Source organism: Paraburkholderia sp. LEh10 (assembly GCF_017814945.1).
Taxonomy (GTDB): domain Bacteria; phylum Pseudomonadota; class Gammaproteobacteria; order Burkholderiales; family Burkholderiaceae; genus Paraburkholderia.
Genome location: NZ_JAGIPX010000028.1, coordinates 23,144 through 48,877, shown reverse-complemented (window position 1 = coordinate 48,877; position 25,734 = coordinate 23,144). Strand labels below are relative to the sequence as shown.

The window sequence follows — 25,734 nt, the reverse complement described above, 5'->3', positions numbered from 1 at the left end:
ACTCATAGATTCAAAACATGCTTCTAAAGAAATCGGCGCCTCACATGAGATACGATCTGCGTTTCAGTTGTACTGCGATCAACGCATCGGACGTTTCGCATATCGAATCCGGATTGCACGCGCATTTAGCGATGCAGCTTCACTGGCGTGGAGTTTCATAGCGCATAAAAAAACGGCCCGGTCATTCGCATGACCGGGCCGTTTCGGCTCATGTGCAGCCTCGATGGAAGCCGCCTTCAATACGACTATTGCTGCTTGAGCGGCGTCTGCTGTGGCGCTTGCCCCTGCAATTGCCATTGGTTGCGCAACTGCACTGACTGCTCCGTCAACGGCGCTTGCTGAGCCGGTACCTGCGCTTGCGGCTGCTGCATTTGCTGTTGCACCTGTTGCACCTGTTGCGCTTGCTGCAGCGCTTGCGCCTGTCGCTGAACGCCCGTCTGCTGCTGCACCTGCATCGACTGCTGCTGTACTTGCCGCTGCGCGGCCGCCCCTGGCGAATCAGCCACCGACATCGCGCTCACGCGTATCTCGACGCGCCGGTTCGGCGCGAGACATGCGATCACGGCAGGCTTCTTCGGACCCGGACACATCGCGACGGGCGCCGTCGAACCCGCGCCGCGCACATCGAAGTGCTCGGGATTCACGCCGCGTTTCTTCAACTCATCGGCAACCGCCTGCGCACGGCGCCGCGACAGATCGCGGTTGTGTGCGACTGAGCCAAAGCGATCCGTGTAGCCGATCACCGTCACGACGTCGATCGACTTCGCGCGATTCAGACCCGACGCGATTTGGTCGATCGCATCGATGCCGTCAGGCTTCAGCTTCGCGCTGTCGAAATCGAACAGCGCATCGGCCGACAGCGAAATCGGCTTATCCGGCAGCGGCGTCTCCGCAAGAGGAGGCGCAGGCGGCGCAGGGCAACGATCGAGCTCGTCATTGACCTGCACGCTCAGCGTCTTCGCGCGCTCGATTGCTTCCCAGCCGTGCACCCAGCGCGTGCCGTGCGTTTCGTCCTGCTCTTTCCAGACTTCGTCCGTCAGAGCGAGCAGACGCCCCGCCGACTCGCCCTTGCATGACGATGCGGACGCACGGGCATTGGTCGCTTCGATCTCGCGAATCGCCTGGACCCACTTGTCGCGCTTCGGCCAGTTCTTGGCGGCGTACAGCGACTGCCACTGCGCGCCGCTGTCGATCAGATAACGCGCATTGCCGAGCGCCCGGTTCGCGGCGTCGTTGTAGACGTGCGAAAAGAGCACATGGCTGTCCTGCCGCTCGGCGATCTCGAGGAAGCCTTCGGCTACCCCGCGCCGATAAGGATCGGCGATGCGCTGCGCCAATGGCGTCAACGCCTGGACCTGGCTCGTGATGCTGGCCGCGAACGCCGGCGCCGCAAAAGCCGCCGCCAGCGTCGCGGCGAGCGTCATGAAGACCGGGCCGCGAAAGTTTGGTGTTTTCATCGTTTGATTTTTCTCCTCGCCCGCCGCGCTCATCGCGCGGCGGGCTGGTCAGGCCTTTAGAACCCGATCGTCACGCCTGCCGACGCGCCAGTGCTTGCACTGTTGCCCGTCGAGCGCGTCACGTGTGCGTTGACGAGCACTCGGTCGTTGACCCAGTAGTTCGCGCCGATGGCGATGGCTGCCGCACCGCCATAGGTGCCGGCTGCCGCCGACATCTGGAAGTTGCCTTCCGCACGAGCATTCGGGATCAGCGACGTCGCCGCCATCGCTGCCGCACCCAGCGAGTTCATCTTGTCGTTCATCTTGTTGAACTGCTGGTCGGTGTACGCGTTCGCCTGCTGCACCGCCTGCTGGCTGATCGTCGTACCCGCCTGCGTGATCGCCTGGTTCAACTGGCCCACGTTGACGGCATCGGTATCCGACGTACCCGCAGCGACGTTCGTGACGCGGCGCTGTTGCGTTGCCGAACCCACGGACACGGTGTTGTCCTGATCTGCGACGGAACCCGCGCCGAGTGCGACCGAGTTGTTGCCGCTCGCCGTCGACGTCGAACCGATTGCAACCGCGTTCTGGCCCGACGCTTTCGACGCATAGCCCGCGGCGATCGACTGGTTGCCGCTTGCGACAGACAGTGCGCCCATCGCCGTCGCATGCGTGCCGCCCGCCTGCGCCGCTTCAGTGTTGCGATTGCCGTCGCCGACGAACAGCGTATCGACACCCGTGCCTGCGTTGACGATCTTGTTGACCTTCCCCAGCAAGTCCGAGTACTGCGAGTAGTTCACCGCATCGTTAGGAGCGGAACCGTCCGCAACGTTGTGAATCGCCACGGGTGCCGCGTTCGACGTGCCGTCACCCAGCGTGATGCTGCTGTAGTTCGTCGTGCCGTCCGCCTTCGTGTCGTACGTCACGGCGGCCTTCGTCTGGCCATTCGGGCCGATGATGCCCGCCGCCTGCAACTGACCGACGTTCACTGCATCCGTTGCCGCCACGCCGGCTGCCACGCCCGACAGAACGCGCGCGCCTGCCGTGCCCGTGAAGTCAACCACGGACCCGTTGGTCTGCGACGCGACGAGGATGTTCTTGCTCGTCGCATCCTGCGTCACGATGCCGATGCCGCCTTCGTTGATCTGCGTCTGCAGGTTCGTGATGTCCGTGGTGTTCGCATAGAGACGTGCGTCGAGGTTCGTGATCGCGCCGCCGATGGTCGTGACCGTCGAGCCGCCGACGATGAACGTCGGATTGCTGATCGTGCCGTTGCTGTTCACCGTCGAGCCGCTGCCGATCGCAGCTGCCGTCGATGCCGCCACGTTGTACAACTGCGTGCCGTTCACTGCGTCGAGGCTCGACGCATTCACCTTGCCCGCCGCCACGCCCGTCAGCCTGCGCGCACCGGCCGTGCCCGTGAAGTCGACGACCGAGCCGCCCGTCTGTGAGGCGACGAGGATGGTGCTGGTCGTCGCATCCTGCGTCACGAGACCGATGCCGCCTCCGTTGATCTGCGTCTGCAGGTTCGTGATGTCCGTACTGTTCGCATACACGCGGTTGTCGAGGTTCGTGATCGCGCCGGCAACGTTGGTTATCGTCGACGTGCCGTTGTTGATCACGAACGTCGGATTGGTGATCGTGCCCGTCGTCGGATCGAACGACGAACCGCCGCCGATCGCGCCCGCCGTCGATGCCGCCACGTTGTACAGCTGCGTGCCGTTGATCGCGTCGTAGCTCGATGCGTTCACCTTGCCTGCCGCCACGCCCGTCAGAACGCGCGCACCCGCCGTGCCCGTGAAGTCGACCAGCGAACCGCTCTTCTGCGACGCGACCGTGATCACGTTCGTCGACGCATCCTGCTGCACGAGACCGATCTCGCCGTTGTAGATTTGAGTCGTGAGGTTGCTGATGTCGGTCGTCACGCGTGCGTCGATGCTGGTGATCGCACCCGAGATGTTCGTCACCGTCGAGCCGCCGATCACGTACGTCGGGTTGGTGATCGTGCCCGTCGTCGGATCGAACGAAGAACCGCCGCCGATCGCGCCCGCCGTCGATGCCGCCACGTTGTACAACTGCGTGCCGTTCACCGCATCGGAACTCGATGCGTTCACCGCGCCCGCCGCCAGCTTCGTGATTGTCGTGCCGTTTGCACCAGCCAGCGTGATCTGGTCTTTCGCTGTGCCGTCGTACACGACGCCCAGCACGTTACCCGACTTGGCCACGCTGTCCAGCGCCGTCAGCGCATCGCCCACGTTCGAGAAAGTACTGCCGCTCAAGGTGTACTGCGGACGGGTAATCGCGCCCGTCGACGTGTTGAACGACGCGCCGCCGCCGAGGGCCTGGGCCGCCGATGTGCCTTGCGCGTACAGCTGCGAACCGTTGACGGCCTCCGTGCTCGACGCATTCAGCGCACCTGCCGTCAGATTCGCGATCTTCGTGCCGTTTGCGCCCTTCAGCGTGATCGCGTCCTTCGCCGCGGCATCGTAGTCGACTGCGAGCGCATCGCCGCCATTACCGAGCGTGACGCTGTTCGAGCCCGACGCGATGATGTCCTTGCCGATGGCCATCGTTTCCGGGCCACCGACCTGCACGTTGTTACCAATGGCGATGCCGTCATCGACCACGACGGACGAACTGTTGTTGCCAATCACGATCGCATTGTTGCCGTGCGCGGTCACGTTGGTGCCCATCACGACGGTGTGGTCGCCGTCGATGGCGATCTGCTGGCCAATCCCGACGGAGGCGAGTCCCAGCGTCTGCACATTGCCGCCGACGGACACTGCCTGGTCCGCCGTCGCCTGCGAGTTCAGGCCGATTGCCATCGAGTCGGTGCCGAGCGCTGCAAGCTGGCCACCCAACTGCGTCGGACCGGCCGCGATCAGCTGGTCCGGCGTCAGACTCGACACCGGGGGACCACCCAGCATGCTTGGAGACGGGGCTGCGCCCAGCAGCGATGTCGCGCGCAGCGACGACGACTTGAGCGTGCTGCTGCTGGTCGTGTTCAGATTCGCGATAGCCGCCTGGATGTCCGAGTTGACCTGACCAACGGTTGCCGCGTCGGTCGCAGCCACGCCGTCCGCGACATTGACGATGCGGCGTGTCGAGAACGCATTGCCGACCGCGAACGTGTTGTCCGCCGTCGCCTGCGATCCATAACCCAGCGCCACCGAATTCGTACCCGTTGCAAACGACGCACGTCCGATGGCGACCGCGCCGTTCTTGCTCGCTACCGCGTTCGGACCGATTGCGATCGCGTCCAGACCTGTTGCGTTCGCTTTTGCTGCCTGACCCGAAGCGGCACCGAAGCTGATGTACTTAAGGTTCTGGACGATATTGCTCGTGCTGTCGGAGATGCTCGCCAGCGCGTCACCCACATTCGAGAATGTATTGCCGTACACGTTGAACATCGGCTGTGCGATCGAGCCATCGGCCTTCACCGATGCGCCGCCGCCGATCGCCGTCGTCACGCCGCCAAGCTGCGACACGTTGACGGCATCCGTTGCAGCCGTACCCGCGGCCATGTTCGTGATCTGGCGCTGCAGCGTCGCCGAGCCGACAGAAACCGTGTTCGCGCGCTCCGCGACCGAGTTCGAGCCGAGCGCAACTGCATTCGATGCCGTCGCGTTTGCAGCACCGCCGACCGCAATCGACTCCGCCCCTGCCGCGCTCGAATCCGCGAGCGCCGAATTCGCGTGGAAGTACTTGATCGAACCAGCGGGCGAGATGTTATTGATGCGCGCGTCGATGCCTGTCAGCGCGCCTGCGACGTTGTTATACGTGCCGCCTGCGACGTTATATGCGGGGTTCGTGACCGCACCCGTCGAAGGGTTGTACGACGCCCCGCCGCCCAATGCCGCTGCCGTATTCGTGCCTTGCAGATTGACCTTCGCATTTTCCGACATCAGCTGGCTGACGTTCACGGCGTCCGTCGCGGAGTAGCCCGCTGCAACGTTCGTGATGCGGCGCTCTGCGTTTGCCGAGCCGATGGAAACTTCGCCCACGTTGGCCGATGCATTGATGGCCGAGCCACCGGGGTTGAAGCCGGCTGTGCCAAGCGTCGCCGAGTTGGCGACTGATTTCGCGCCCAGTGCGACAGAATTGGCCCCAATGGCCGTTGCAAGCTGACCGATGGCCGTCGCGCTCGTCCCGCTCGCGATTGCCGTGTCGCCGATGGCCAGCGCGCTTTGTGCGGATGCCGTCGATTGATTGCCCAGAGCAACGGAATAAAGTCCGCTTGCCGTCGCGTAATCGCCGAATGCGTCGCTTTGCTGAGCGGTCGAAAGCGAAGCTGCGCCAATTGCAATGCCTGAAACGCCCGATGCCGTGGCGAGCGGGCCCATTGCAATGCCGTACGAGTTCGATGCGAGCGCCTGAGGGCCTACGGCGATTGAATTCGGACCGGAGGCGAGTGAGTCGGTAGCGGTGGAGCTTGCGTGGAAGTACTTGACGGTACCGGTGCTACCGACGTTATTGACGACATTGCTGAGGTTGTTGACGCGTGCGTCTTCGGCCATTAGCTGACTTATGTTCACAGCGTCCGTTGAGGCGGTACCGGCTGCAACGTTTGTGATCTGACGCTGGAGCGACGATGAACCAACCGATACTGAATTCGAGCGATCCGCGATCGAACTCGCGCCAATTGCCACGGAGTTCGCTCCATAGGCCGACGAATACGAACCCAGCGCAAGCGCAGAAGACACGGTCGCGTAAGCGTTATGTCCGATGGCAATCGTATCGCTTGCCAGCGATCTTGCGCCCGAGCCAATCCCAACGCCCGAATCACCGGTCGCCGTAGAACCCACCCCCAACACGGTGGTCCCTTCCGCCGATGCCGTCGCGCCATTGCCGATAGCCAGCGAGTCCGTGTTATTTGCTACTGTAGTTGCGGCAAAACTCCCTGCGTTACCGATCGCAATGGAGCCGATACCCGACGATCGCGCCGTCGCGCCATAGGCTATGGCACCGTTCGCACCGGTTGCACTGCCGCCATCCAATCCTCCCGCCAAAGCGACACTACCTGCTCCTCCAAGTGCCAGTGCAGTAACGAGATGTCGCGTGTTTCGACTTTTCTTTCCCTTCGCGTGCGTGTGCTCAGATGCGGCAACATATGTTCCCGTCTTGTCGCACCAAACGCTCTTATAAATTTTATTCATTCGCAATCCTATATAAATCGGTTGTTTTGTCCGTTCCACTCACGTCCATGTTCGGCAACTTGCTGCTTGGTCCACCAGACTCTGAATCGTCCGCAACACCAACCAAGACTACTTCGGCGTTATGCCGACCGCCGCACCCGCGGGCTCCAGGTTTCGAAGCGGCTTCCGCCAAAACATAGGCAGCATGCACAAGAAGACCAAATAGCAGGCAAACCTGGCGGACGAAAGATATGAAACTATTTCGAATGACCGAATAGGACGCGTCCTATTGCTCGGCGGAATCGGGATATTTCGAAAATTTCCTACGAGACCCAACAAATATTCGAAAACTGGCTATCTGCGCGACTTTGCGACTTCGAATGACGACACATCGAAGGCAGCAAGCTCTTGATCAGGACGCGACGACGTGACACCGGAAAAAGTCCGGATGCTCTTGCGTCACCTGGCCTCTCCACGACTTTATTGCCAGCGAATAAATGCCGGAGATCTGGAAAAAAAGATTGGAGTATGAGCGCGACTAATGTTGGAGTCGTGCTGGACCATCAACCTCGATTGAAGCTACGAGTTGACCAACGCCTCATAAGGGAAGCACTCGCCGCCCCATTCGCGCGCGAGTTCGGCACATCGCTTGATGCGCAGTTGTCCTTGCTCGAAATCGACGAACACGACATGATCCGCATGCGCGGGACGCGATGGCGAACCGCCGCTGCGTCCATCCGAGAGAACCCACAAACAGCGCTGCTGTGCGGGTCGACGCCGCGCGCTATGTGCGAGTAACGCCGAAGCTCTTTCGACGCCGAGCGTCAAAGGCGTTCCGCCCCCACCGCCGACTGGCGCAATCCATTTTTCATTCCACCAGCGCGGTGCCGCAGGACCGAAGCGCACATCGGCGCGACTGCCCCCAAAACAAACGAGCGCCACCTCAGCGCGTGCAGCACGCGCCTGATCGAACAGCGCCACGAGCAAACCTTTAGCAAGCGCAAGCCGTTGCCCGGAGAGCATCGAACCGGAGCAATCGAGCACGAAGCAATGCAGCACGCCGCCGCGCGCCTCTTCATGCACGAATCGCAGATGCGCCGCGCGCAGCCGTTCATCACGCTTCGCAGCAAGCGTGCGCGGCCATGCAACGCGCGCACCAACCGTGCCACCGCGCGCCGCGTCGCCCGCGCCTTGCCGCCATCGAAAACCGCTGCGCATGGGGCGCGCGGCCGCGTTCTTTCGATGGCTCAGTGTTTTTTTATGTTGAGAGGAATGACGCTTTTGACGCCCTTGACGTGTGTAATACCCGTCGGCTCTGGTGGAAGATAACCGAAGTCGCTTTCCGGGGAAGTACTCGCGCTGCCGGTTGAAGAAGCCTGTTGAGAAGCGGGCGAATCAGGACTGATGTCCTGACGCTGCGCGGCGTCCTCATGTGAGCGCCGCCGATGCAGCAACACCGATTCCGCAACATTATCGACATGCGCGAGCGTCACCGCATCGGCCTGCTCCAGCGCAGCCAGCGCACGCGCCGCGCGCAGCATCACGAGATCCGCGCGCAATCCATCGACACCCGCCGCAATACACAACGCGCTCACATGCGCATGCACGGCATCGTCGAACGAAAGGCACGGCAAAGCCAAGCGCGCATCGCGAATGCGCGCGACGTATTCCTCCTGCTGCACGGCATACCGCGAACGAAAACCCAAAGAATCGAGATCGAACGCCAATCGTGCCTTGACGATGTCCTGCCGAATCTGCGGCTCAAAGCAGTTTTCGAGTTCGACCATCAAGCCGAAGCGATCCGTCAGTTGCGGGCGCAGTTCACCCTCTTCCGGATTCATCGTGCCGATCAACACGAAGCGTGCGTCATGCGTATGAGAGACGCCATCGCGCTCGACGGTATTGACGCCACTGGCCGCCGCATCGAGCAGCACATCCACGAGCCCATCGGTCAACAAATTTACCTCATCGACGTACAGCACGCCGCGATGCGCCTTTGCGAGCAACCCAGGCGCAAAGCGCACGGAGGCATCGCGCAATGCCGATTCGATATCGAGCGTGCCGATCAGGCGATCTTCACTCGCGCCCAAAGGTAACGTGACGAACTGCCCCTCGGGCAGTAATTCCGCGAGCGCGCGCGCAGCCGTCGATTTCGCGGTGCCGCGCGGCCCGCTGACCAGCACGCCGCCGATGCCAGGATCGACGGCAGCAAGCAATAGCGCCTGCTGCAACGACTGCTGCGCGATCAACGCGGAAAACGGAAACACCGCGCGCGGCACGTTGGCTTCGCTCATGATCGTGATCCTTCCATGTGCTGTTCGCTGGCGAGCAGATGTCGTTCGACTTGCCCGCGATAGTCGCCGGGCTGTTGCCAAAGCCCGCGCTGCATCGCTTCGAGCAGGCGCTCGCAGACGGCATGCAACGCGTGCGGGTTGTGCTTCCGCATGAACTCGCGCGTACCGGCATCGTTCAGATACGCATCGGCGACGAGCGCGTATTGATGATCGGCGACCACGCGCGCCGTCGCATCGTAGCCGTACAGATAATCGACGGTCGCCGCAATTTCCGCCGCGCCCTTGTACCCGTGACGCTTCACGCCATCGAGCCACTTCGGATTCACGACGCGCGAGCGGATCACGCGCGCGATCTCCTCATGCAGCGTGCGAATGCGCGGCGTGTCGGGATTGCTGTGATCCGCATGATAGACGTGCGGCTGATTGCCCGCGAAGTGCCGCACAGCCGCCGTCATGCCGCCCTGGAACTGGTAGTAGTCGTTCGAATCGAGGACATCGTGCTCGCGGTTGTCCTGGTTCTGCAACACGACATCCATTGCGGCGAGCCGCGTGCCGAATGCGTGCCGCGCTTCCTCGCCCGCACTCTTCTGCGTGTACGCGTAACCGCCCCACGACAAATAAGCATTCGCGAGATCGGCATCCGTCTGCCATTGCTGCGTGTCGATCATCTGCTGCAAGCCCGCGCCATATGCGCCAGGCCGCGCGCTGAACACGCGAAAGCCCGCGCGCCTGCGCGCTTCCACAGCATCGACGCCACGTGCTATCCACGCATCGCGCTCGCGCAGCACCCGCGCACGGACAGGATTGACGTCCTCCGGCTCGTCGAGTTCCGCAACGGCCTGCACGGCGGCGTCGAACAGATGCATCACGTTGGCGAATGCATCGCGGAAGAAGCCTGACACGCGCAATGTCACGTCGATACGCGGACGGTCGAACGCGGCGATCGGCATGATCTCGAAGTCCGTCACGCGATGGCTGCCCGGCGCCCACTTCGGCCGCACACCGAGCAGCGCAAGCGCCTGCGCGATATCGTCGCCGCCCGTGCGCATCGTCGCCGTGCCCCAGACGGACAGGCCAATCGCGCGCGGATAGTCGCCGTGCTCCTGCAAGTGACGTTCGATCAACGTCTGGGCGGACTTGAGACCCAGCGCCCACGCGGCTTGCGTAGGAATGGCGCGCGTGTCGACGGAATAGAAGTTGCGGCCTGTCGGCAGCACGTCGGGGCGTCCGCGCGACGGTGAACCGCTCGGGCCGGGCGGCACGAAACGTCCTTCGAGCCCACGCTTCAGATGCATCAGTTCGTGCGGGCCGCACGCATCGAGACGCGGCAGGATGTCGTCGCGCATGCGTTCGAGCACGCGCGCCGTGTGCGGCAGTTCGTCGATGTCAGGTTCACCGTGCGCATCGCTTTCCAACCCGCACATGTCATCGAGCAACCACGCCGCGAGCAATTCGAGCCTTTCGCGTGTATCGCCGTTGTGACGCCACGGCGCATCGCTGACCTGCTGCAACAGCGCGGGACGCGGCCCGTCCCACGCGGCCGACCAATCCGCCGACAGCGGATCGAACAGATGATCGACTTCGAGATCGCGCGCCAATGCATCGATGAGGCCCGCCTTCGCGCCCTGTCCATCGCCGACTGGAAATCGCCCGAGCGCGAGCAGCGTATCGCGCCGCTGCACGCCTTCTGGCGACTGCCCGAACGTGTGCAAGCCATCGCGAATCTGCGCTTCCTTCAGCTCGCACAGCCATGCATCGACGCGCGTCAGCAAGGTGTCTTCGGCGTCGGTATCGGCGGGTGCCGCGAGACTCAGCTCTTCGTGCAGCCGATGCCTGACGATCGTGTCGAGTATGGTCCGCCGCAGCAGCTTCGCGCGGCGCGGATCGACCATCAACGCATCGTAGTATTCGTCAACCTGACGTTCGAGGTCTTGCAGCGGCCCGTAGTTTTCCGCGCGCGTCAGCGGCGGCATCAGATGATCGATGATCACCGCCTGCGTGCGGCGCTTCGCCTGGCTGCCTTCCCCCGGATCGTTGACGATGAATGGATACAGATGCGGCAGCGGCCCGAGTATGGCATCGGGCCAGCATGCATCGCTCAGCGCGACGCTCTTGCCCGGCAGCCACTCGAGATTGCCGTGCTTGCCCACATGCACGACGGCATCGACCTGAAACTGATGGCGCAGCCAGAAATAGAACGCGAGATACGCATGCGGCGGCACGAGCTCGGCGTCGTGATAGCTCGCGTAATCGTTCTGCTCGCGCGAGCGTGGCGGCTGAATGCCGATGAACACATGTCCGCAGCGCCAGCCCGCGATCATGAAGCGGCCACGGCGCACGTTAGGGTCCTGCCCGGGCTCGCCCCACTTCGCATTCAGCTCATCGCGCAGCGCTTGCGGCAGACGCGCGAAATGCGTCATGTAATCGTTCAAAGCAAGGCTTTGCAGCGCGGGCCGCAGATCGCGCACCACGGGATCGTTGGTCACGCCTTGCGTCAGCGCCGCCATCAACGCATCGCCCGTCGCGGGCAGGTCGTCCACGCGATAGCCTTCGTCTCGCAGCATCGAAAGAATATTCACCACCGATGCAGGCGTATCGAGTCCCACGCCATTACCGATGCGCCCTTCACTCATCGGATAGTTCGCGAGAATTAGCGCGAGCTTCTTGCCGGCGTTCGGCGTGCGCCGCAGCTTGCACCAGCGCTCGCTCAATTCAGCAAGAAACGCAATGCGCTCGTGATCCGGCTGATAGCGGACCACGTCCACTTCCGTATGCGGACAGCGGTACGCGAGTCCCTTGAAGCTGACCGCGCGCGTGATGATGCGTCCGTCCACTTCGGGCAGCGCAACGTGCATCGCGATGTCGCGAGAATTGAGGCCGTGATTGTCCTTCACCCAGTCTTCACGGTTGCCGCCGCTCAGGATCACCTGCATCACGGGCGCGTCGCCTGCCAGCGCGAGCGGTTCGGGGTCGTCGATTGCGGAAGCGGCGAACGCAGTCGTGTTCAAAACGAGCGCGACGTGATGCTGCGCGGCCAGTTCCTGCACGACGTCGCGGCTGATCGCGTCCTTCAGCGACGTGATTGCGACGGGCAGCGGATTCATGCCGCGCGCTTCGAGCGCATCGACTAGCGCATCGAACACGGCGGTATTGGCGGCCTGCAAATGCGCCTTGTAGAACAGGACGGCGACGACGGGCGCGCCCGGCTTCCAGCGCGCCTTCCAGTCTTCGATCGTCGCGACATCGCGCTCGGGATGATAGAGCGCCGCATGAGGCAGCGGGCTCGGCGGCGCAGGCTCCTTGCCCCAGCCGAGCGCGCGCGACGCGATGCAGCGCATGAACGACTCGGCATTGCGCGCGCCGCCTTCACGCAGATAGCGCCACAACTGATGGCAAAGGTCCGCATCGGCCGTGCTGCGCGCAAGCAGGTTCGGGTCTTCCTGCAAGTCGCCCGAAAACATCGCGAGCGTCTGCTGCTTGCGCTGCGCGAGCGCGACCACCTGTTCGATCCCATACGGCCAATAGGCCTCGCCGCCCAGATGATCGACGACGACGACGCGCGCATGCTGCAACACGTCGTCGATATAGAAGTCCACCGAAGCCGGCTGCCGCAGATACGTGACATTCGCGAGCCGCACGCTCGGGAAGCCCTCGCCCAGACGCGGCACGACGCTCGCGAGCAATGACAGCGTCGTGTCGGCGGAACTGAGGATCACGATATCGGCAGGCTTCTGGTCGATACGGATCACGCCCTTCGTATCGTCGACGAAGCCCCCAGGGACGGTGCGCAGCAGATGCATCGCGTACGCCCGTCAAACCTGTTGAGTCTGTGCGTTCAACGCTTCGTCTAGCGCGCGTTGCAACGCCCGCTGATCGAGGTCTTCGCCGATCAGCACGAAGCGGCTCGGCGGCGATCCATCGAGTTCGCCCGGCTGCCAGCGCCGGTCGAAATAGCTGTCGAAGCGCCGGCCCACGCCCTGGATCACGAGGCGCATCGGCGCGCCTGGCAGCGCGGCAAACCCTTTCACGCGATAGACCGTGTGGCCTTCCACCACCTGCTGAAGCGCGGCGATCATCGTTTCGCGCGACGGCGCCTGCGCGGTCACGACGACGGAATCGAACGCATCGTGATGGTGGTCGGCATGATCGGGGTCGTCGGCTGATCCGTGGTGGTCATGACGCAAATGGATCGTTTCTTCCGATGCCGATTCGAGCCCGAGCAGCGCGTGCAGCTCGAGCGCTCCGCGATGCGCGCGCACCACTTTCACCTGCGGCGGAATCTCTTCGCGAATCACGGCTTCGACACGGGCCTGTTGCGCGTCGTCGAGCAGATCGGTCTTGTTGAGAATCACGAGATCGGCTGCCGACAACTGGTCTTCGAACAGTTCATGCAGCGGCGATTCGTGATCGAGATTCGGATCGGCCTTGCGCAACTGATCGACGGCGACGGGGTCTTCGGCGAACTGGCCGCTCGCGACGGCGGGACCGTCGACCACGGTGACGACGGCGTCGACGGTAAAGCTGTTCTTGATCGACGGCCAGTTGAACGCCTGCACGAGCGGCTTCGGCAACGCAAGGCCCGACGTTTCGATCAGCACATGATCGATCTGTTCGCGCCGCTCGACGAGTTGCTCCATGACGGGAAAGAACTCTTCCTGCACGGTGCAGCACAGACAACCGTTGGCGAGTTCGTAGAGTTGGCCTTCCGTCTCGTTGCCGTTTTCATCGCAACCGATACCGCAGCCCTTGAGGATTTCGCCGTCGATGCCAAGCTCGCCGAACTCGTTGACGATGACGGCGACGCGCAGCCCGCCCGCGTGCTGAAGAATATGCCGCAGCAACGTGGTCTTGCCGCCTCCGAGAAAACCCGTGACGATCGTCACAGGAATCTTGCGCATCTGTGTCTGCATGATGGCTCCGTTGCCCGAAGCAGGTTCGAGCGACTTGAATATGCGCCGCTGCGAACGGCGCGAGTCGTGGTGATGCACGGGGACGGAAAGCGGCGCCATAAACGGCTGTGCAGCGGTGTGCGGCCCGCAATGGCGAGCGCATGGCCGTTCTGTGACGCGCGGGAAATCAATGAACGCACTGCCGCATCCCCGCAGCATTGCGTCGTTTTCACTGGCCGGTATCCGGGCTGATGAAAGCGCCGCCTCTCCTTCCCGCGCGAGGATTTTCGCGCAGTGGATTGTCTGCGTGGGCCGCTATTGGACACACACGCAGCGAGGCCGGCTCTGCATCGTCTTCGCGATGCCTTCACCTACCGTTGCGGGGAGCAGCATAGTTTGACCTGTCGAAAGCATTCGAAGGGCCTGCTATTTCCCGTTTAACTGCGCACGCGGAATGCGCGCGCGAGCACCAGAGTGCGTGCGAGTTTAGGCCGCGTCGCGCATAGCGTCAAGGAAGGCGGAAACCCGCAGCGACTCGCCAGCGCCCATGTGCTATCGTATGCCCGCATCCGAAGCCGAAGAGGCCGGCATCGAAGCACTCAGCCATGCACACGCGCGATGGCAACAAAGAGCCCGCATCAAGTGCAACATCGCATGACTCATTACTCATTCGGGCCCGTCTATCCGGCGCTCCTTTCGTTTCACACCACTTCCTCATCGACGTGGCGCGCCGCGCCGCGCATGCCGCGATGACGCGCGCATGGTTGATCGGCGCGGGCCCGGGCGACGTCGAACTGCTGACGCTCAAAGCCGTACGCGCGCTCGGCGAGGCCGACGTCGTGCTCGTCGATGATCTCGTGAATCCCGATGTGCTGCAGTTCGCGCGCGACGGCGCGCGTATCGTCCATGTCGGCAAACGCGGCGGCCAACAATCGACGCCGCAGGCGGACATCGTCGCGATGATGCTCGACCATCTGCGCATGGGCCGCCGCGTCGCGCGCCTGAAAGGCGGTGATCCGTTCGTGTTCGGGCGCGGCGGTGAAGAGCAGGAGGCGCTGCAAGCGGCAGGTATTCAGGTCGAAATCGTCAGCGGAATCACGGCCGGCATCGCCGCGCCCGCGGCTATCGGCATTCCCGTCACGCATCGCGAGCATACGCAGGGCGTGATCTTCGTCACGGGTCACGCCGCGGGCGAGCACGAAGCCGACTGGGCGACGCTTGCGGCCACGCGCATGACGCTCGTCATCTACATGGGCATGCGCCGGCTGAACGAAATCGTCGCTGCGCTGCTGCAGGCGGGCATGCCGCCCGATACGCCGTGTGCCGCAATCGAGTCCGCAACACGCCCCGAGCAGCGCCATGTATGCGCGACGCTGCGCGACTTCGTGCAGCGCGCCGCGCAAGCAGGACTCGGCTCGCCGTCGATTGTCGTGATCGGCGGCGTCGCGTCGCTCGCGCGGCCCGTCGATCCCTCACCCGGCGAAACGCCATGACGACGCTCATCTTGGGCCTCGGTTGCCGGCGCGGCGTATCGGCCGAACAGATCGAAGCGGCCGTGCGCGACGCGCTCGGCAGCACGCTTTCGTTCGACGCGATTGGCGCAGTGGCGACGGTCGATACGAAAGCGGACGAACCGGGCCTGCTCGCGTTCTGCGCGCAGCACGCGCTGCCGCTGCGCACCTTCACGCGCGACGAGATCGCCGCGCTCGGCGTCGCAACCCATGCATCGGCAATCGTGCGCGAGCACATGGGCATCGACGGCGTGTGCGAGCCCTGCGCGCTGCTCGCCGTGCCAAACGGGCGGCTGCTCGCCCCCAAACGCGCGCGCGACGGCGTCACGGTCGCCATCGCATGCGCCGCCGAATCTGGCGGCTGCGCAGTCAATTACTCGAACGACACACCCGGAACCAAGGAACATCGATGAAGACCGATCCCGAATCGCACGCACGCATGACGCAGCGCCGCCGCGAAGGCCACGAGAAAAAGCAGGCGCAGGCGACCATCGAAAAAGGCCTGCTGATCGTCTACACGGGCACGGGCAAAGGCAAGTCCACAGCCGCGTTCGGCATGGCCGTGCGCGTGCTTGGGCACGGCATGAAGCTCGGCGTCGTGCAGTTCATCAAGGGCGCGCTGCATACGTCGGAGCGCGATTTTCTCGGCGCTCAGGAAAACTGCGAGTTCATCACGATGGGCGATGGCTACACGTGGAACACGCAGGACCGCGACGCCGACATCGCGACGGCACGCAAAGGCTGGAACGAAGCGCGCCGGATGATCGAGAGCGGCGAATACCAGATGGTGATTCTCGACGAACTGAATACCGTGCTGAAGTATGAATACCTGCCGCTCGATGAAGTGCTCGACGTCGTGAAGGCACGGCCCGAGATGCTGCATGTCGTGATCACGGGCCGACATGCGCCCGACGCGCTGATCGACGCCGCCGACCTCGTCACCGAGATGCGCCTCGTCAAGCATCCGTATCGCGAGCAGCACGTGAAGGCGCAACGCGGCGTGGAGTTCTGAACGATGCTCGCGTGCCCCGCTCTCTTCATCAGCGCGCCGGCGTCGGGCCAAGGCAAGACGACCATCACGGCCGCGCTCGCGCGGCATCATCGGCGGATGGGGCGCGACGTGCGCGTGTTCAAGACGGGCCCGGACTTTCTGGACCCGATGATCCTCGCGCGCGCGAGCGGCGCGCCTGTCATGTCGCTCGATCTATGGATGGTCGGCGAGCGCGCGTGCCGCGCGCTGCTCGCGCAGGCCGCGCGCGAAGCGGATCTGATTCTGATCGAAGGTGTAATGGGCCTGTTCGACGGCACGCCGAGCAGCGCCGATCTCGCCGCGACCTTCAACGTGCCCGTCGCCGCCGTGATCTCGGCAAAGGCGATGGCGCAAACTTTTGGCGCCGTCGCATTCGGGCTCGCGCGCTTTCGGCCCGAGGTGCCGTTTCATGGCGTATTCGCGAACCGCGTCGGCTCGGCGCGTCATGCGCAGATGCTCGAGGAGTCCTTGCCTCGCGGCATGAACTGGCTCGGCTATCTGGCGGGCACCGATGCGATCGAATTGCCCGACCGGCACCTCGGCCTGCTACAGGCGGCGGAAATCGACGACCTCGACGAACGGCTCGATCGCGCGGCGGATGCGCTTGCCGCGACGGCACTCGCGCAGCTGCCGCCCGCCGTCGCTTTCGACGACGACGCGAACGAGCCGCCGTTGCCGCGTTCGCTCGAAGGCATGCAGATCGCCATTGCGCGCGATGCCGCGTTCTCGTTCATCTATCCGGCGAACGTACAGTTGCTCGAAGCGCTCGGCGCGCGGGTCAGCTATTTCTCGCCGCTCGCGAACGAGCCCGTGCCCGATGATGCAAGCGCCGTCTATCTTCCCGGCGGCTACCCCGAGCTGCATGCGGGCGCGCTCGCAGCCAACGCGCGCAGCGCGGCATCGATTCGCGCGCATGCGGGCGCGAACAGGACCATCGTCGCCGAATGCGGCGGCATGCTGTATCTGCTCGACAGCGTCACCGACACGCACGGCGTCACCACGCCGATGCTCGGCCTCCTGCCCGGCAACGCGGCCATGCAGACGCGCTTCACTGCACTCGGCATGCAGCAGATCGACGGCGCGCATGGCACGCTGACGGGGCACACGTTTCACTACTCGCGCGTGAGCACGCCGCTCGTTCCCATTGGACATGCGACGCGCGCACAGTCCGACGCACCCGGCGAAGCCGTCTATCGCCAGGGCTCGATCGTCGCCACTTATATGCACGGCTACTGGCCGTCCAACCCGGCCTTCGCGGCCGCCCTCTTCCATGGCCGAGCCCTTTGACGACAACGAGCGCGCCGCCGTCTATCGCGCGATCTACGAGCGGCGCGACATGCGCCACTTCGTGCCCGCGCCCGTCGATCCCGCCGTGCTCGCGCGTCTCGTCGATGCCGCGCATCACGCGCCGAGCGTCGGCTATATGCAGCCGTGGCGGATCGGCCGCATCACGGACCCCGCGCTTCGGCAGCGGCTGCATGCCGCCGTCGAGCGCGAGCGCCTGCTGACGGCCGACGCGCTCGGCAAGCGGCGCGACGAGTTCATGAAGCTGAAAGTCGAAGGCATGCTCGAGTGCGGCGAGCTGCTCGTGATGGCGCTGATGGACGGCCGCGAGAAGCACGTCTTCGGGCGCCGCACCTTGCCGGAAATGGATCTCGCTTCGGTGGCGTGCGCAATCCAGAACATGTGGCTCGCCGCGCGCGCGGAGGGGCTGGGAATGGGCTGGGTGTCGCTATTCGATGCCGACGAAGTCCGCGCGATGCTAAGCATGCCGGCGGGCGCGCGCCCCGTGGCGATACTCTGTCTCGGCCATGTGGAGCGCTTCTATGCCGAGCCGATGCTGGAATCCGAAGGCTGGGCGAAGCGCGTGCCGCTTGAAACCTGTCTGTTCGAAAACGCGTGGCGGGATCAGGCGGCTGCTTGCGAGCAGGATCGGCAACCGGCGAGCAGCGGAGCTGCCTAAGCCGCGTGAAAGGCCAGAAAGCGCCTGAAACCGGAATTGAAGCGCGCGTCAGGCGTCGCCCTTCTCGATCCGTTCGAGCCGGTAACCGTAGCCGTAGATGGGCATCAGGCGATAGCCGTTCTCGGGCCGCAAACCGAGCTTCGTGCGCAGCATCGACACGTGTGTGTCCATCGTGCGGGACGGAATGCCCGCTGCCTGTTTCCAGATCGATTGGAGAATATGCGAGCGGGACAATGGCCGGCTCAGATGCTTGAAGAGCAGCAGCGCAAGCTCGAACTCCTTGTGAGTCAGCGTGACGGCATTGCCGCGCACGTGAACGCGCTTTGCGCCCGGCTCGAACTCGTATTCGCCGAACACTTCCTTTCCGGCGGCGGGCTGGTTCTGAAACACGCCGCGCAGCAGCAGGCCGACGCGCGAGAGCAGCGCCGCCGCGCTGAGGGGCCTGATGAGATAGTCGTCGGCATCGGTGTTCGGGCTGGCCGCATCGCTCGCCTTCGTCAGGAGCAGGACGGGCAGACGCTCGGCGGGTTGTTGACGGACCCGGCGCAACACGTCGTCACCCGACATACCCGGTGTGTGTCGGGCCAGCACGAGCAGATCGAACGGCTGGCTGCGCAACTGTCTGATCAGCGCATGTCCGTCCTCGAATGCATGACAGGTGTGCCCAGCCGCCGACAATGTGCGGCACACGAAGTCGGCTTGCGCCTGAGTCTCCTCTAGAACTGCAATTCTCATAAACCCCCGCAACGCTAATTCGCTGTTTCCGTCCCATCGGGTAATCATCGATGAAGGATGACGATTCGCGAATATGAATTTTCAAATCCACATTCGCCTTGCCTTTCAAGCCACTGCCTCGACTGCGAGGCAAAATTGCATCACATTCCTGACAGCGCTTTGAAAGCCCGATATTGCTAAATTCCGATACGCCCGATTCCGCCGAATGGAACAACCGGAATTAAACAGGCGCACAACCCACTTCTTTCGACCGCGCAGTACATGCGGAATTTTTCTTGCTGTTTTCTTGCCTGCAATGCTGCCGGGCCGCGCGCCCGCCTCGGAAAAAAATGAGGACTTGCGTGCTTCCCGGCCAAGCATTACGTCTGTTTGCGGCGGATCGCTACCGGCTACGAAGAAAGCGGATTGACAGAAACGCGAATGCCGTCATACGGCCATTGCGCAAACCCTTTTGCGGATTTCATTCCACTCAATGGAATGAAAATTCGTGCCAGCATTCTGGATATTTAACAATTTACGCGCCGCCGCTGGCGCGTTCGATTTAAATCGGGGTGAAGGTTATTAGAACGAATTCAATCAGTCAATAATCTCGCGATTTTTATGTGTCAAGCCTGACGTCTCGTTAAATTGCACCGATGACAGCAATACAGTCCTTACGCCGTCATATGTTGCAATAAGTCCAATGGACGCACCGGGTTCAATCCGAATGGGGCTCAATCCGAACGGGGTCCAATCGGGTTAGCGGCTTTTGCCGCAGTGCACTTAAGGGCTGCCGACTCCGGCGATCTGTGACGGATGCGCCCGCTTGCACGCGCAATCGCGTCGAGTCAGACGCAGCGGGCAATGCAAGCGTTTGATCGACGATTAGACGATTTCCTCGTCTGCGTGATATGCGGCGGACGCCGCGCAGATCACTTCCGCGCCCGCCGCCGCGAGAACCTTCGACAGCCCCGCCGCCGGCGCGACATCCGTGACCAGCACGTCGAGCGCTTCCGCGCCGAACACATGGGCGAGTGCACTGTGGCCGAACTTCGTGTGATCGGCGGCGACGATGCGGCGCTCGGCTTGCGCGAAGGCGGTACGCGCGAGCACGGCATCGGCGGGCTGCGCGTCCATGAAGCGCCCTTTCGCATCGATCGCGGTCACCGACACAATCGCATAGCGCACATGGAATTGCCGGAAGAAGGCAAGCGCGCTGTCGCCGACAGCCGACGCATCGTCGGCGCGCAGCTCGCCGCCCGCCATCAGCACGCGATTGCCGTTGCGCGGCGCGAGCAGCCGCGCGATCTCGGCGGAGTTCGTCACGACAGTGAGCTGCGCATGGGCTTCGAGCGCGTGGGCAATGTGCACACAGGTCGTGCCGCCGTCGAGCATCAGCGAATCGCCATCGCGGATCATCTGCGCGATGCGCGCGGCGATCGCACGCTTCGCGTCGCGCTGTTCGACCATCCGGCGGCGGAACGGCGGCTCGTCGAGTTGCGCGGGCAGCATGACGCCGCCGTGCACCTTCACGAGCAGCCCTTCTGCCACGAGCGGCTTGAGATCGCGGCGGACCGTTTCGTCGGACACCGCGAAGGTGTTCGCCAGATCGGCGATCGTGCAGGTGTGTTGCGCGCGGACGATCCGCAGGATCTCGCTCTGTCGGTGTGTGGCGAACATCGGGGAAAGCGGTCGGAATGTGGTGGGAAAGTCTAGCAAAGATCGGCGGAACATCCAATCAAATCCATACAATCCCACATTCCCCGTTGACCGGACTCTCGCCCGGCACGCGATTCGTCATTGCGCTTTGCCAGTTATTGCGGCAAATTACCGAGCTATTCAAAGCCATACATTTCCACTTATTTCCACACACCCCCATGTCAAGCACTCTTCCGACGCAGGCGCGCGTCGTCATCGTCGGCGGCGGCATCATCGGATGCTCGGTCGCCTACCACCTCGCGAAGCTCGGCTGGACAGATGTCGTGCTGCTCGAACAGGGCCAGTTGTCGTGCGGCACGACCTGGCATGCGGCGGGTCTCGTCGGCCAGTTGCGCGCGCAGGAAAGCATGACGAAGCTGATCCGTTACTCGACGGCGCTCTATGCGCAGCTCGAAGCCGACACGGGGCTCGCGACGGGATGGAAGCAATGCGGCTCGCTGTCGGTGGCGCGCACGCCCGAGCGGATGACACAACTGAAGCGCACGGCCGCCGTCGCGAGAGCGTACGGCGTGACGTGCGACGTGATCGGCCCGCAGCAAGCCGGCGAGCTGTGGCCGCCGATGCGCACCGACGATCTGCTCGGCGCCGTCTGGCTGCCCGGCGACGGCAAGGCAAACCCGACCGATCTGACTCAGGCGCTCGCGCGCGGCGCCCGCCAGCGCGGTGCGCGCATCGCCGAGAACACGCGCGTCACCGCGATCCACACGCGGCGCGCACTGAAGGGCCGCGAGACGAGCGGCGTCGCGTGGCGCGACAAGCACGGCAACGAAGGCGCGATCTCGGCCGACATCGTCGTCAATTGCGCGGGCCAATGGGCGAAAGCCGTCGGGCGGCTGTGCGGCGTCACGGTGCCGCTGCATTCGGCGGAGCACTACTACATCGTCACGGAGAAGATCGCGGGCGTGCATCCCGACTTGCCCGTGATGCGCGACCCCGATGGCTATATCTATTTCAAGGAGGAAGTGGGGGGACTCGTGATGGGCGGCTTCGAACCGGACGCGAAGCCGTGGGGCATGAACGGCATTCCGGAGAACTTCGAGTTCCAGCTGCTGCCCGACGACTGGGATCAATTCCAGATCCTGATGGAGAACGCGCTGCAGCGCGTGCCCGCGCTCGAAACGGCGCAGGTCCGCCAGTTCTACAACGGACCGGAGTCGTTCACGCCCGACAACAACTTCATCCTCGGCGAGGCGCCCGAGCTGCGCAACTTCTATGTCGGCGCGGGCTTCAACTCGATGGGGATCGCGTCGGCGGGCGGCGCGGGCATGGCGCTCGCGGAATGGATCGTCGCGGGCGGGCCGACGATGGACCTGTGGCCCGTCGATATCCGCCGCTTCGCGCGCTTCAACGGCAACGACACATGGCTGCGCGACCGCGTGAAGGAGACGCTCGGGCTGCACTACGCGATGCCGTGGCCGAATCGCGAACCCGATAGCGCGCGCCCGTTTCGACGCTCGCCGCTGGATGCGCCGCTGCGCGACGCGGGCGCATGCTTCGGCAGCAAGATGGGCTGGGAACGCGCGAACTTCTTCGCGCCGACGCGCGAGCAGGCCCATATCGACTACGCATTCGGCCAGCAGAACTGGCTGGCGTGGAGCGGCGACGAACACCGCGCATGCCGCGAAGACGTCGCGCTATTCGACCTGACGTCTTTTTCCAAATTTCTGGTGAAAGGTCGCGATGCCGAAGCCGTGCTGCAACGGATCGTCGCGAACGATGTCGCCGTGCCGCCCGGTACGAGCGTCTACACGGGCATGCTCAACGAACGCGGTGGCTACGAATCCGACTTCACGCTCACGCGTCTGGCCGACGATCAATACCTGCTCGTCACAGGCTCCGCGCAAACCACGCGCGACTTCGACATGATCGACAGGTGCATACCTCACGACGCGCATTGCGTGCTCGTCGACGTCACGGGTCAATATGCGGTGCTTGCCGTGATGGGACCGCGTGCGCGCGATCTGCTCGCGAGCGTATCGAAGGCCGACTGGCGCAACGAGGCGTTCGCGTTCGGGCAAAGCCGCGAAGTCGATGTCGGCTACGCGACGGTGCGCGCGACGCGCATCACCTATGTCGGCGAACTCGGCTGGGAACTGTATGTGCCCGTCGAATTCGCGGTGGGTGTCTACGAGACGCTGCACGAGGCAGGCAAGCGTTTTGGCCTGAAAAACGCGGGTTATTACGCGCTCGAATCGCTGCGTGTCGAGAAAGGCTACCGCGCGTGGGGACGCGAACTGTCGCCGGATACGAATCCGTTCGAAGCGGGCCTCGCGTTCGCATGCAAGCTCGACAAGGACATTCCGTTCATCGGACGCGATGCGCTCGTCAGGCTGCGCAACGAACCGCTGCAAAGACGCCTCGTCATCCTCACCGCCGATGGCGCACGCGACGGCATGCTATGGGGCGGCGAGGCGATCATGCGCGACGGCAAGGCGGTGGGCTTCGTGACTTCGGCGGCGTTCGGGCATACGCTCGGCTGCCCGGTCGCGATGGGCTACGTGAAGCGCGGCGACGGCGCCGCGCCCGACGCCGCCTGGCTCGCGAGCGGCCGGTATGCAATCGACGTCGCCGGCGATCTGCTGCCCGCGACGCTGCATCTGAAAGCGCCCTACGATCCCGCTTCGGCGCGCGTGAAAAGCTGAATGCGATGGTGTGCGGCCAGCAGCAAGAGCGGCTTCATGACGGCCTGAAGCCGTAAACACAAATGGCCTCGCCGACAGCGAGGCCATTGCAACGCGCCGCGAGCAACGCCCGTTGCGTTACTCGTTTTCCTCAAAATAATGCCCGAACTTCAGCTGCTTGGTCCGGATATAGCGCTCGTTTTCTTCCCGCATCGGAATGGCGAGCGCGACGCGTTCGCAAACGGGAATGCCGTGCTTCGACAGCGAATCGAACTTCTTCGGGTTGTTGCTCATCAGGCGCACGGACGTCACCTTCAGCAACCGCAGAATCGCCGCCGCTGAATCGTACTCGCGCGAATCGTCAGGCAGACCGAGGTCGAGATTCGCCTCGACGGTATCGCGCCCCTGCTCTTGCAGCGCGTAGGCGCGGATCTTGTTCGACAAGCCGATGCCGCGTCCTTCGTGGCCGCGCAGATACAGCAGCACGCCACAGCCTTCGGCGGCGATATAGCGCAACGCGAGGTCCAGTTGTTCGCCGCAGTCGCAGCGATACGAACCGAGCACGTCGCCCGTCAGACACTCCGAATGCAGACGCGTGAGCACCGACTGTTTGCTCTCGACATCGCCCATTACGAGCGCGAGATGTTCGGCGCCCGTGTCGTTCACGCGAAACACATAGGATGTGAAGGCGCCGTAGCGGGTGGGAAGCGTGGCGGTCGCGTCGAGCGTGACGCATTCGCCGATGGAGGCGCCGTCTTTCGACGGTTCGTAAGACATGGGCATGGCGTTAGCGGAATTGCGGACATGAACCCGTGAACAACCGGGGATGACGACCGGGGGTCAAGTACAGAGCGGAGTTTACCGCTAAACGCCGAATTGTACCTGGTAGCCGCTTCACCCTGGTGCACGCGCGGTCAATACGATGCCGGCATCGTCGCCGCGTGCGCATCGCCTCGCGGGTTCGCGAGCCGATATGCTCGATGGGGCAGGAACTGCGCGCCGCATCGCGCGAAACCAGGCGAAGCGAGCGTCGCGACGGCCGTCGCCGACGCCTATACTTGTTCTGCGCTTGATCTGCGCCTGACGTGCCTCTCCCTTACCCCAGCGCGCCGCGGCGAGGCGTGCTGCACTGCAAACGGAGCCGCTCCATGACCAGCGTTGCACAAGTACTCAAATCGAAGCCGAATCAAGAGGTCTACACGATCGAAGCATCCGATTCCGTTTACAACGCCATCAAGCTGATGGCGGAGAAGCAGATCGGCGCGCTGATCGTCAAAGAAAACGGGTCGATTGCGGGGATCGTCACCGAGCGCGACTACGCGCGCAAGATCGTGCTGATGGACCGCTCGTCGAAGACGACGCCCGTTCGCGACATCATGAGCAGCGCGGTGCGCTTCGTGCGCCCGGATCAGACGACGGACGAATGCATGGCGCTGATGACGGAGCGCCGCATGCGTCATCTGCCCGTGATGGACAACGACGATCTGATCGGCATGGTGTCGATCGGCGACCTCGTGAAGAACATCATCGCCGAGCAGCAGTTCACGATCCAGCAACTGGAGCATTACATTCACGGCGCGTAGGCTGCACTCGCCGCTTTCTGCCGTCGCGCATGCGGCGCACCGTATCGCCCGTCACGCGCCCAGCAAAAAAAGCCCAATCCACGCGGTTGGGCAAAACCACCTTTCGGCGGCGGAGGTACATACATTCTTGTCGGCGGCATCGGCACGGTCTTGCGGGCCCGCGCCACCACCTGCATGCAAGTCATGCGCGCCCAATGCCTGTTTGCATCGAACGCGCAAGCTGGACGCGGTCGTCCAGCCCGAAGATCAATGACCGAAGTAGACGTCTTGCGCCGGGTTCAGCGGCTTGGCCGCCGCGCCCGATTGCGACGAACCATTGGTCGACGGACCGTAGCCCGTATCGGCGACGGGAGCTTGCGCCACTGCGCCGTTTTGCGACTGGACGCGGGCTTCGGCGGCCTGAATGTCAGCGGGATAGGTCGAATCGACGGCCGTCGCCGGGTTGTAGCCTGCCTTTTCCAGCTGGACCAGTTCGGCGCGCACCTGAGCGCGGGTCACCGGCTGGTTCGACTGCGCGAACGATGCGATAGGCGCAGCGAGAACAGCAGCAATAGCGACAGCCTTGATAAGCGATTTCATGGTAACTACCTCCAAAAGTTGTTTTATCCGGGGCTTCGCACAACAGCGTTTGAAGCAATGACTGAAGTCTAAACAACGCCGAACCAAGGGAAAACCCCTATTTCGGAGATACTTAATTGCGACTGTTGCAAAGGTCGCATGGCGGCGCAAGCCATCTTTCGGGCAGCGGCAGCTGGCTGCAACAATGCAGGGTCGAATCGAACCAAATGGAAAATGTGGCAGGCGTGGCCAACGCCACACCAGGAGCGGACCAACGC

17 protein-coding genes and 1 riboswitch are annotated in these 25,734 nt (G+C 63.5%); of the genes, 7 read left to right on the top strand and 10 right to left on the bottom strand.

The features are described 5' to 3' along the window. Window positions 1-245 precede the first annotated feature (245 nt). The 6 genes from J8I87_RS22985 to cobW all read right to left on the bottom strand — a co-directional run bounded on the left by J8I87_RS22985 (window position 246) and on the right by cobW (window position 13,778). Complete coding sequence (locus J8I87_RS22985) at window positions 246-1,457, bottom strand: OmpA family protein (RefSeq protein ID WP_209934232.1); 1,212 nt, start codon at window positions 1,455-1,457, stop codon at window positions 246-248. Window positions 1,458-1,513: 56 nt separating this feature from the next. Then, complete coding sequence (locus tag J8I87_RS22980; protein WP_209934231.1) at window positions 1,514-6,595, bottom strand: ESPR-type extended signal peptide-containing protein; 5,082 nt, start codon at window positions 6,593-6,595, stop codon at window positions 1,514-1,516. 558 nt (window positions 6,596-7,153) lie between these two features. Then, complete coding sequence (locus tag J8I87_RS22975) at window positions 7,154-7,792, bottom strand: vWA domain-containing protein (RefSeq protein WP_209934229.1); 639 nt, start codon at window positions 7,790-7,792, stop codon at window positions 7,154-7,156. Between the two features lie 29 nt (window positions 7,793-7,821). After that, on the bottom strand, window positions 7,822-8,868 hold the full coding sequence (locus J8I87_RS22970; RefSeq protein WP_209934228.1) for an ATP-binding protein: 1,047 nt from the start codon (window positions 8,866-8,868) through the stop codon (window positions 7,822-7,824). Continuing rightward, window positions 8,865-12,668: a cobaltochelatase subunit CobN gene (gene cobN / locus J8I87_RS22965; RefSeq protein ID WP_209934227.1), complete on the bottom strand. Its 3,804-nt coding sequence runs from the start codon at window positions 12,666-12,668 to the stop codon at window positions 8,865-8,867. Before cobN ends, J8I87_RS22970 begins: the two co-directional genes overlap by 4 nt. 12 nt (window positions 12,669-12,680) lie before the next feature. After that, entirely contained in the window at window positions 12,681-13,778 is a 1,098-nt protein-coding gene (gene cobW / locus J8I87_RS22960; RefSeq protein ID WP_209934226.1) for a cobalamin biosynthesis protein CobW, read from the bottom strand. Between the two features lie 195 nt (window positions 13,779-13,973). Then, window positions 13,974-14,246: riboswitch (cobalamin riboswitch) on the bottom strand. 260 nt (window positions 14,247-14,506) lie between these two features. On the opposite strand from cobW, the gene cobA reads away from it, so the two are divergent. The 5 genes from cobA to bluB are packed head-to-tail and all read left to right on the top strand — an operon-like array spanning window position 14,507 to window position 18,261. Beyond that, on the top strand, window positions 14,507-15,250 hold the full coding sequence (gene cobA, locus J8I87_RS22955) for a uroporphyrinogen-III C-methyltransferase (RefSeq protein ID WP_209934225.1): 744 nt from the start codon (window positions 14,507-14,509) through the stop codon (window positions 15,248-15,250). Then, window positions 15,247-15,681: a cobalamin biosynthesis protein gene (locus J8I87_RS22950; protein ID WP_209934224.1), complete on the top strand. Its 435-nt coding sequence runs from the start codon at window positions 15,247-15,249 to the stop codon at window positions 15,679-15,681. Before cobA ends, J8I87_RS22950 begins: the two co-directional genes overlap by 4 nt. Continuing rightward, complete coding sequence (cobO, locus tag J8I87_RS22945; RefSeq protein ID WP_209934223.1) at window positions 15,678-16,280, top strand: cob(I)yrinic acid a,c-diamide adenosyltransferase; 603 nt, start codon at window positions 15,678-15,680, stop codon at window positions 16,278-16,280. Before J8I87_RS22950 ends, cobO begins: the two co-directional genes overlap by 4 nt. A 3-nt stretch (window positions 16,281-16,283) precedes the next feature. Then, the gene (locus tag J8I87_RS22940) at window positions 16,284-17,585 is read left to right on the top strand and encodes a cobyrinate a,c-diamide synthase (RefSeq protein ID WP_209934221.1); all 1,302 of its coding nucleotides are present in this window, start codon (window positions 16,284-16,286) and stop codon (window positions 17,583-17,585) included. Next, a complete protein-coding gene (bluB, locus tag J8I87_RS22935) occupies window positions 17,569-18,261 on the top strand; it encodes a 5,6-dimethylbenzimidazole synthase (RefSeq protein WP_209934220.1) in 693 nt (230 codons plus the stop codon). The genes J8I87_RS22940 and bluB overlap by 17 nt, the downstream gene beginning before the upstream one ends. Before the next feature lie 48 nt (window positions 18,262-18,309). Here bluB and J8I87_RS22930 read toward each other — a convergent pair whose 3' ends face one another. Both J8I87_RS22930 and J8I87_RS22925 read right to left on the bottom strand, forming a co-directional pair. Continuing rightward, a complete protein-coding gene (locus J8I87_RS22930; RefSeq protein WP_209934219.1) occupies window positions 18,310-18,996 on the bottom strand; it encodes a response regulator transcription factor in 687 nt (228 codons plus the stop codon). Window positions 18,997-19,860: 864 nt separating this feature from the next. Then, window positions 19,861-20,655: a DeoR/GlpR family DNA-binding transcription regulator gene (locus J8I87_RS22925; protein ID WP_209934218.1), complete on the bottom strand. Its 795-nt coding sequence runs from the start codon at window positions 20,653-20,655 to the stop codon at window positions 19,861-19,863. 197 nt (window positions 20,656-20,852) lie between these two features. On the opposite strand from J8I87_RS22925, the gene J8I87_RS22920 reads away from it, so the two are divergent. Continuing rightward, window positions 20,853-23,336 (top strand): FAD-dependent oxidoreductase, encoded by a 2,484-nt coding sequence (locus tag J8I87_RS22920; protein ID WP_209934217.1) that lies wholly within the window; start codon window positions 20,853-20,855, stop codon window positions 23,334-23,336. 117 nt (window positions 23,337-23,453) lie between these two features. On the opposite strand, the gene ribA is transcribed toward J8I87_RS22920, so the two are convergent. Next, on the bottom strand, window positions 23,454-24,098 hold the full coding sequence (gene ribA / locus J8I87_RS22915; protein WP_209934215.1) for a GTP cyclohydrolase II: 645 nt from the start codon (window positions 24,096-24,098) through the stop codon (window positions 23,454-23,456). 365 nt (window positions 24,099-24,463) lie between these two features. On the opposite strand from ribA, the gene J8I87_RS22910 reads away from it, so the two are divergent. Then, complete coding sequence (locus J8I87_RS22910) at window positions 24,464-24,898, top strand: CBS domain-containing protein (RefSeq protein ID WP_209934214.1); 435 nt, start codon at window positions 24,464-24,466, stop codon at window positions 24,896-24,898. A gap of 246 nt (window positions 24,899-25,144) precedes the next feature. On the opposite strand, the gene J8I87_RS22905 is transcribed toward J8I87_RS22910, so the two are convergent. Next, window positions 25,145-25,477: a DUF4148 domain-containing protein gene (locus tag J8I87_RS22905; RefSeq protein WP_209934213.1), complete on the bottom strand. Its 333-nt coding sequence runs from the start codon at window positions 25,475-25,477 to the stop codon at window positions 25,145-25,147. Window positions 25,478-25,734 lie beyond the last annotated feature (257 nt).

Bases quoted from the DNA above. Each gene is read 5' to 3' on its own strand.
- J8I87_RS22985 (WP_209934232.1), bottom strand. From the start codon at position 1,457: ATGAAAACACCAAACTTTCGCGGCCCGGTCTTCATGACGCTCGCCGCG.
- J8I87_RS22980 (WP_209934231.1), bottom strand. From the start codon at position 6,595: ATGAATAAAATTTATAAGAGCGTTTGGTGCGACAAGACGGGAACATAT.
- J8I87_RS22975 (WP_209934229.1), bottom strand. From the start codon at position 7,792: ATGCGCAGCGGTTTTCGATGGCGGCAAGGCGCGGGCGACGCGGCGCGC.
- J8I87_RS22970 (WP_209934228.1), bottom strand. From the start codon at position 8,868: ATGAGCGAAGCCAACGTGCCGCGCGCGGTGTTTCCGTTTTCCGCGTTG.
- cobN (WP_209934227.1), bottom strand. From the start codon at position 12,668: ATGCATCTGCTGCGCACCGTCCCTGGGGGCTTCGTCGACGATACGAAG.
- cobW (WP_209934226.1), bottom strand. From the start codon at position 13,778: ATGCAGACACAGATGCGCAAGATTCCTGTGACGATCGTCACGGGTTTT.
- cobA (WP_209934225.1), top strand. From the start codon at position 14,507: ATGACGCGCGCATGGTTGATCGGCGCGGGCCCGGGCGACGTCGAACTG.
- J8I87_RS22950 (WP_209934224.1), top strand. From the start codon at position 15,247: ATGACGACGCTCATCTTGGGCCTCGGTTGCCGGCGCGGCGTATCGGCC.
- cobO (WP_209934223.1), top strand. From the start codon at position 15,678: ATGAAGACCGATCCCGAATCGCACGCACGCATGACGCAGCGCCGCCGC.
- J8I87_RS22940 (WP_209934221.1), top strand. From the start codon at position 16,284: ATGCTCGCGTGCCCCGCTCTCTTCATCAGCGCGCCGGCGTCGGGCCAA.
- bluB (WP_209934220.1), top strand. From the start codon at position 17,569: ATGGCCGAGCCCTTTGACGACAACGAGCGCGCCGCCGTCTATCGCGCG.
- J8I87_RS22930 (WP_209934219.1), bottom strand. From the start codon at position 18,996: ATGAGAATTGCAGTTCTAGAGGAGACTCAGGCGCAAGCCGACTTCGTG.
- J8I87_RS22925 (WP_209934218.1), bottom strand. From the start codon at position 20,655: ATGTTCGCCACACACCGACAGAGCGAGATCCTGCGGATCGTCCGCGCG.
- J8I87_RS22920 (WP_209934217.1), top strand. From the start codon at position 20,853: ATGTCAAGCACTCTTCCGACGCAGGCGCGCGTCGTCATCGTCGGCGGC.
- ribA (WP_209934215.1), bottom strand. From the start codon at position 24,098: ATGCCCATGTCTTACGAACCGTCGAAAGACGGCGCCTCCATCGGCGAA.
- J8I87_RS22910 (WP_209934214.1), top strand. From the start codon at position 24,464: ATGACCAGCGTTGCACAAGTACTCAAATCGAAGCCGAATCAAGAGGTC.
- J8I87_RS22905 (WP_209934213.1), bottom strand. From the start codon at position 25,477: ATGAAATCGCTTATCAAGGCTGTCGCTATTGCTGCTGTTCTCGCTGCG.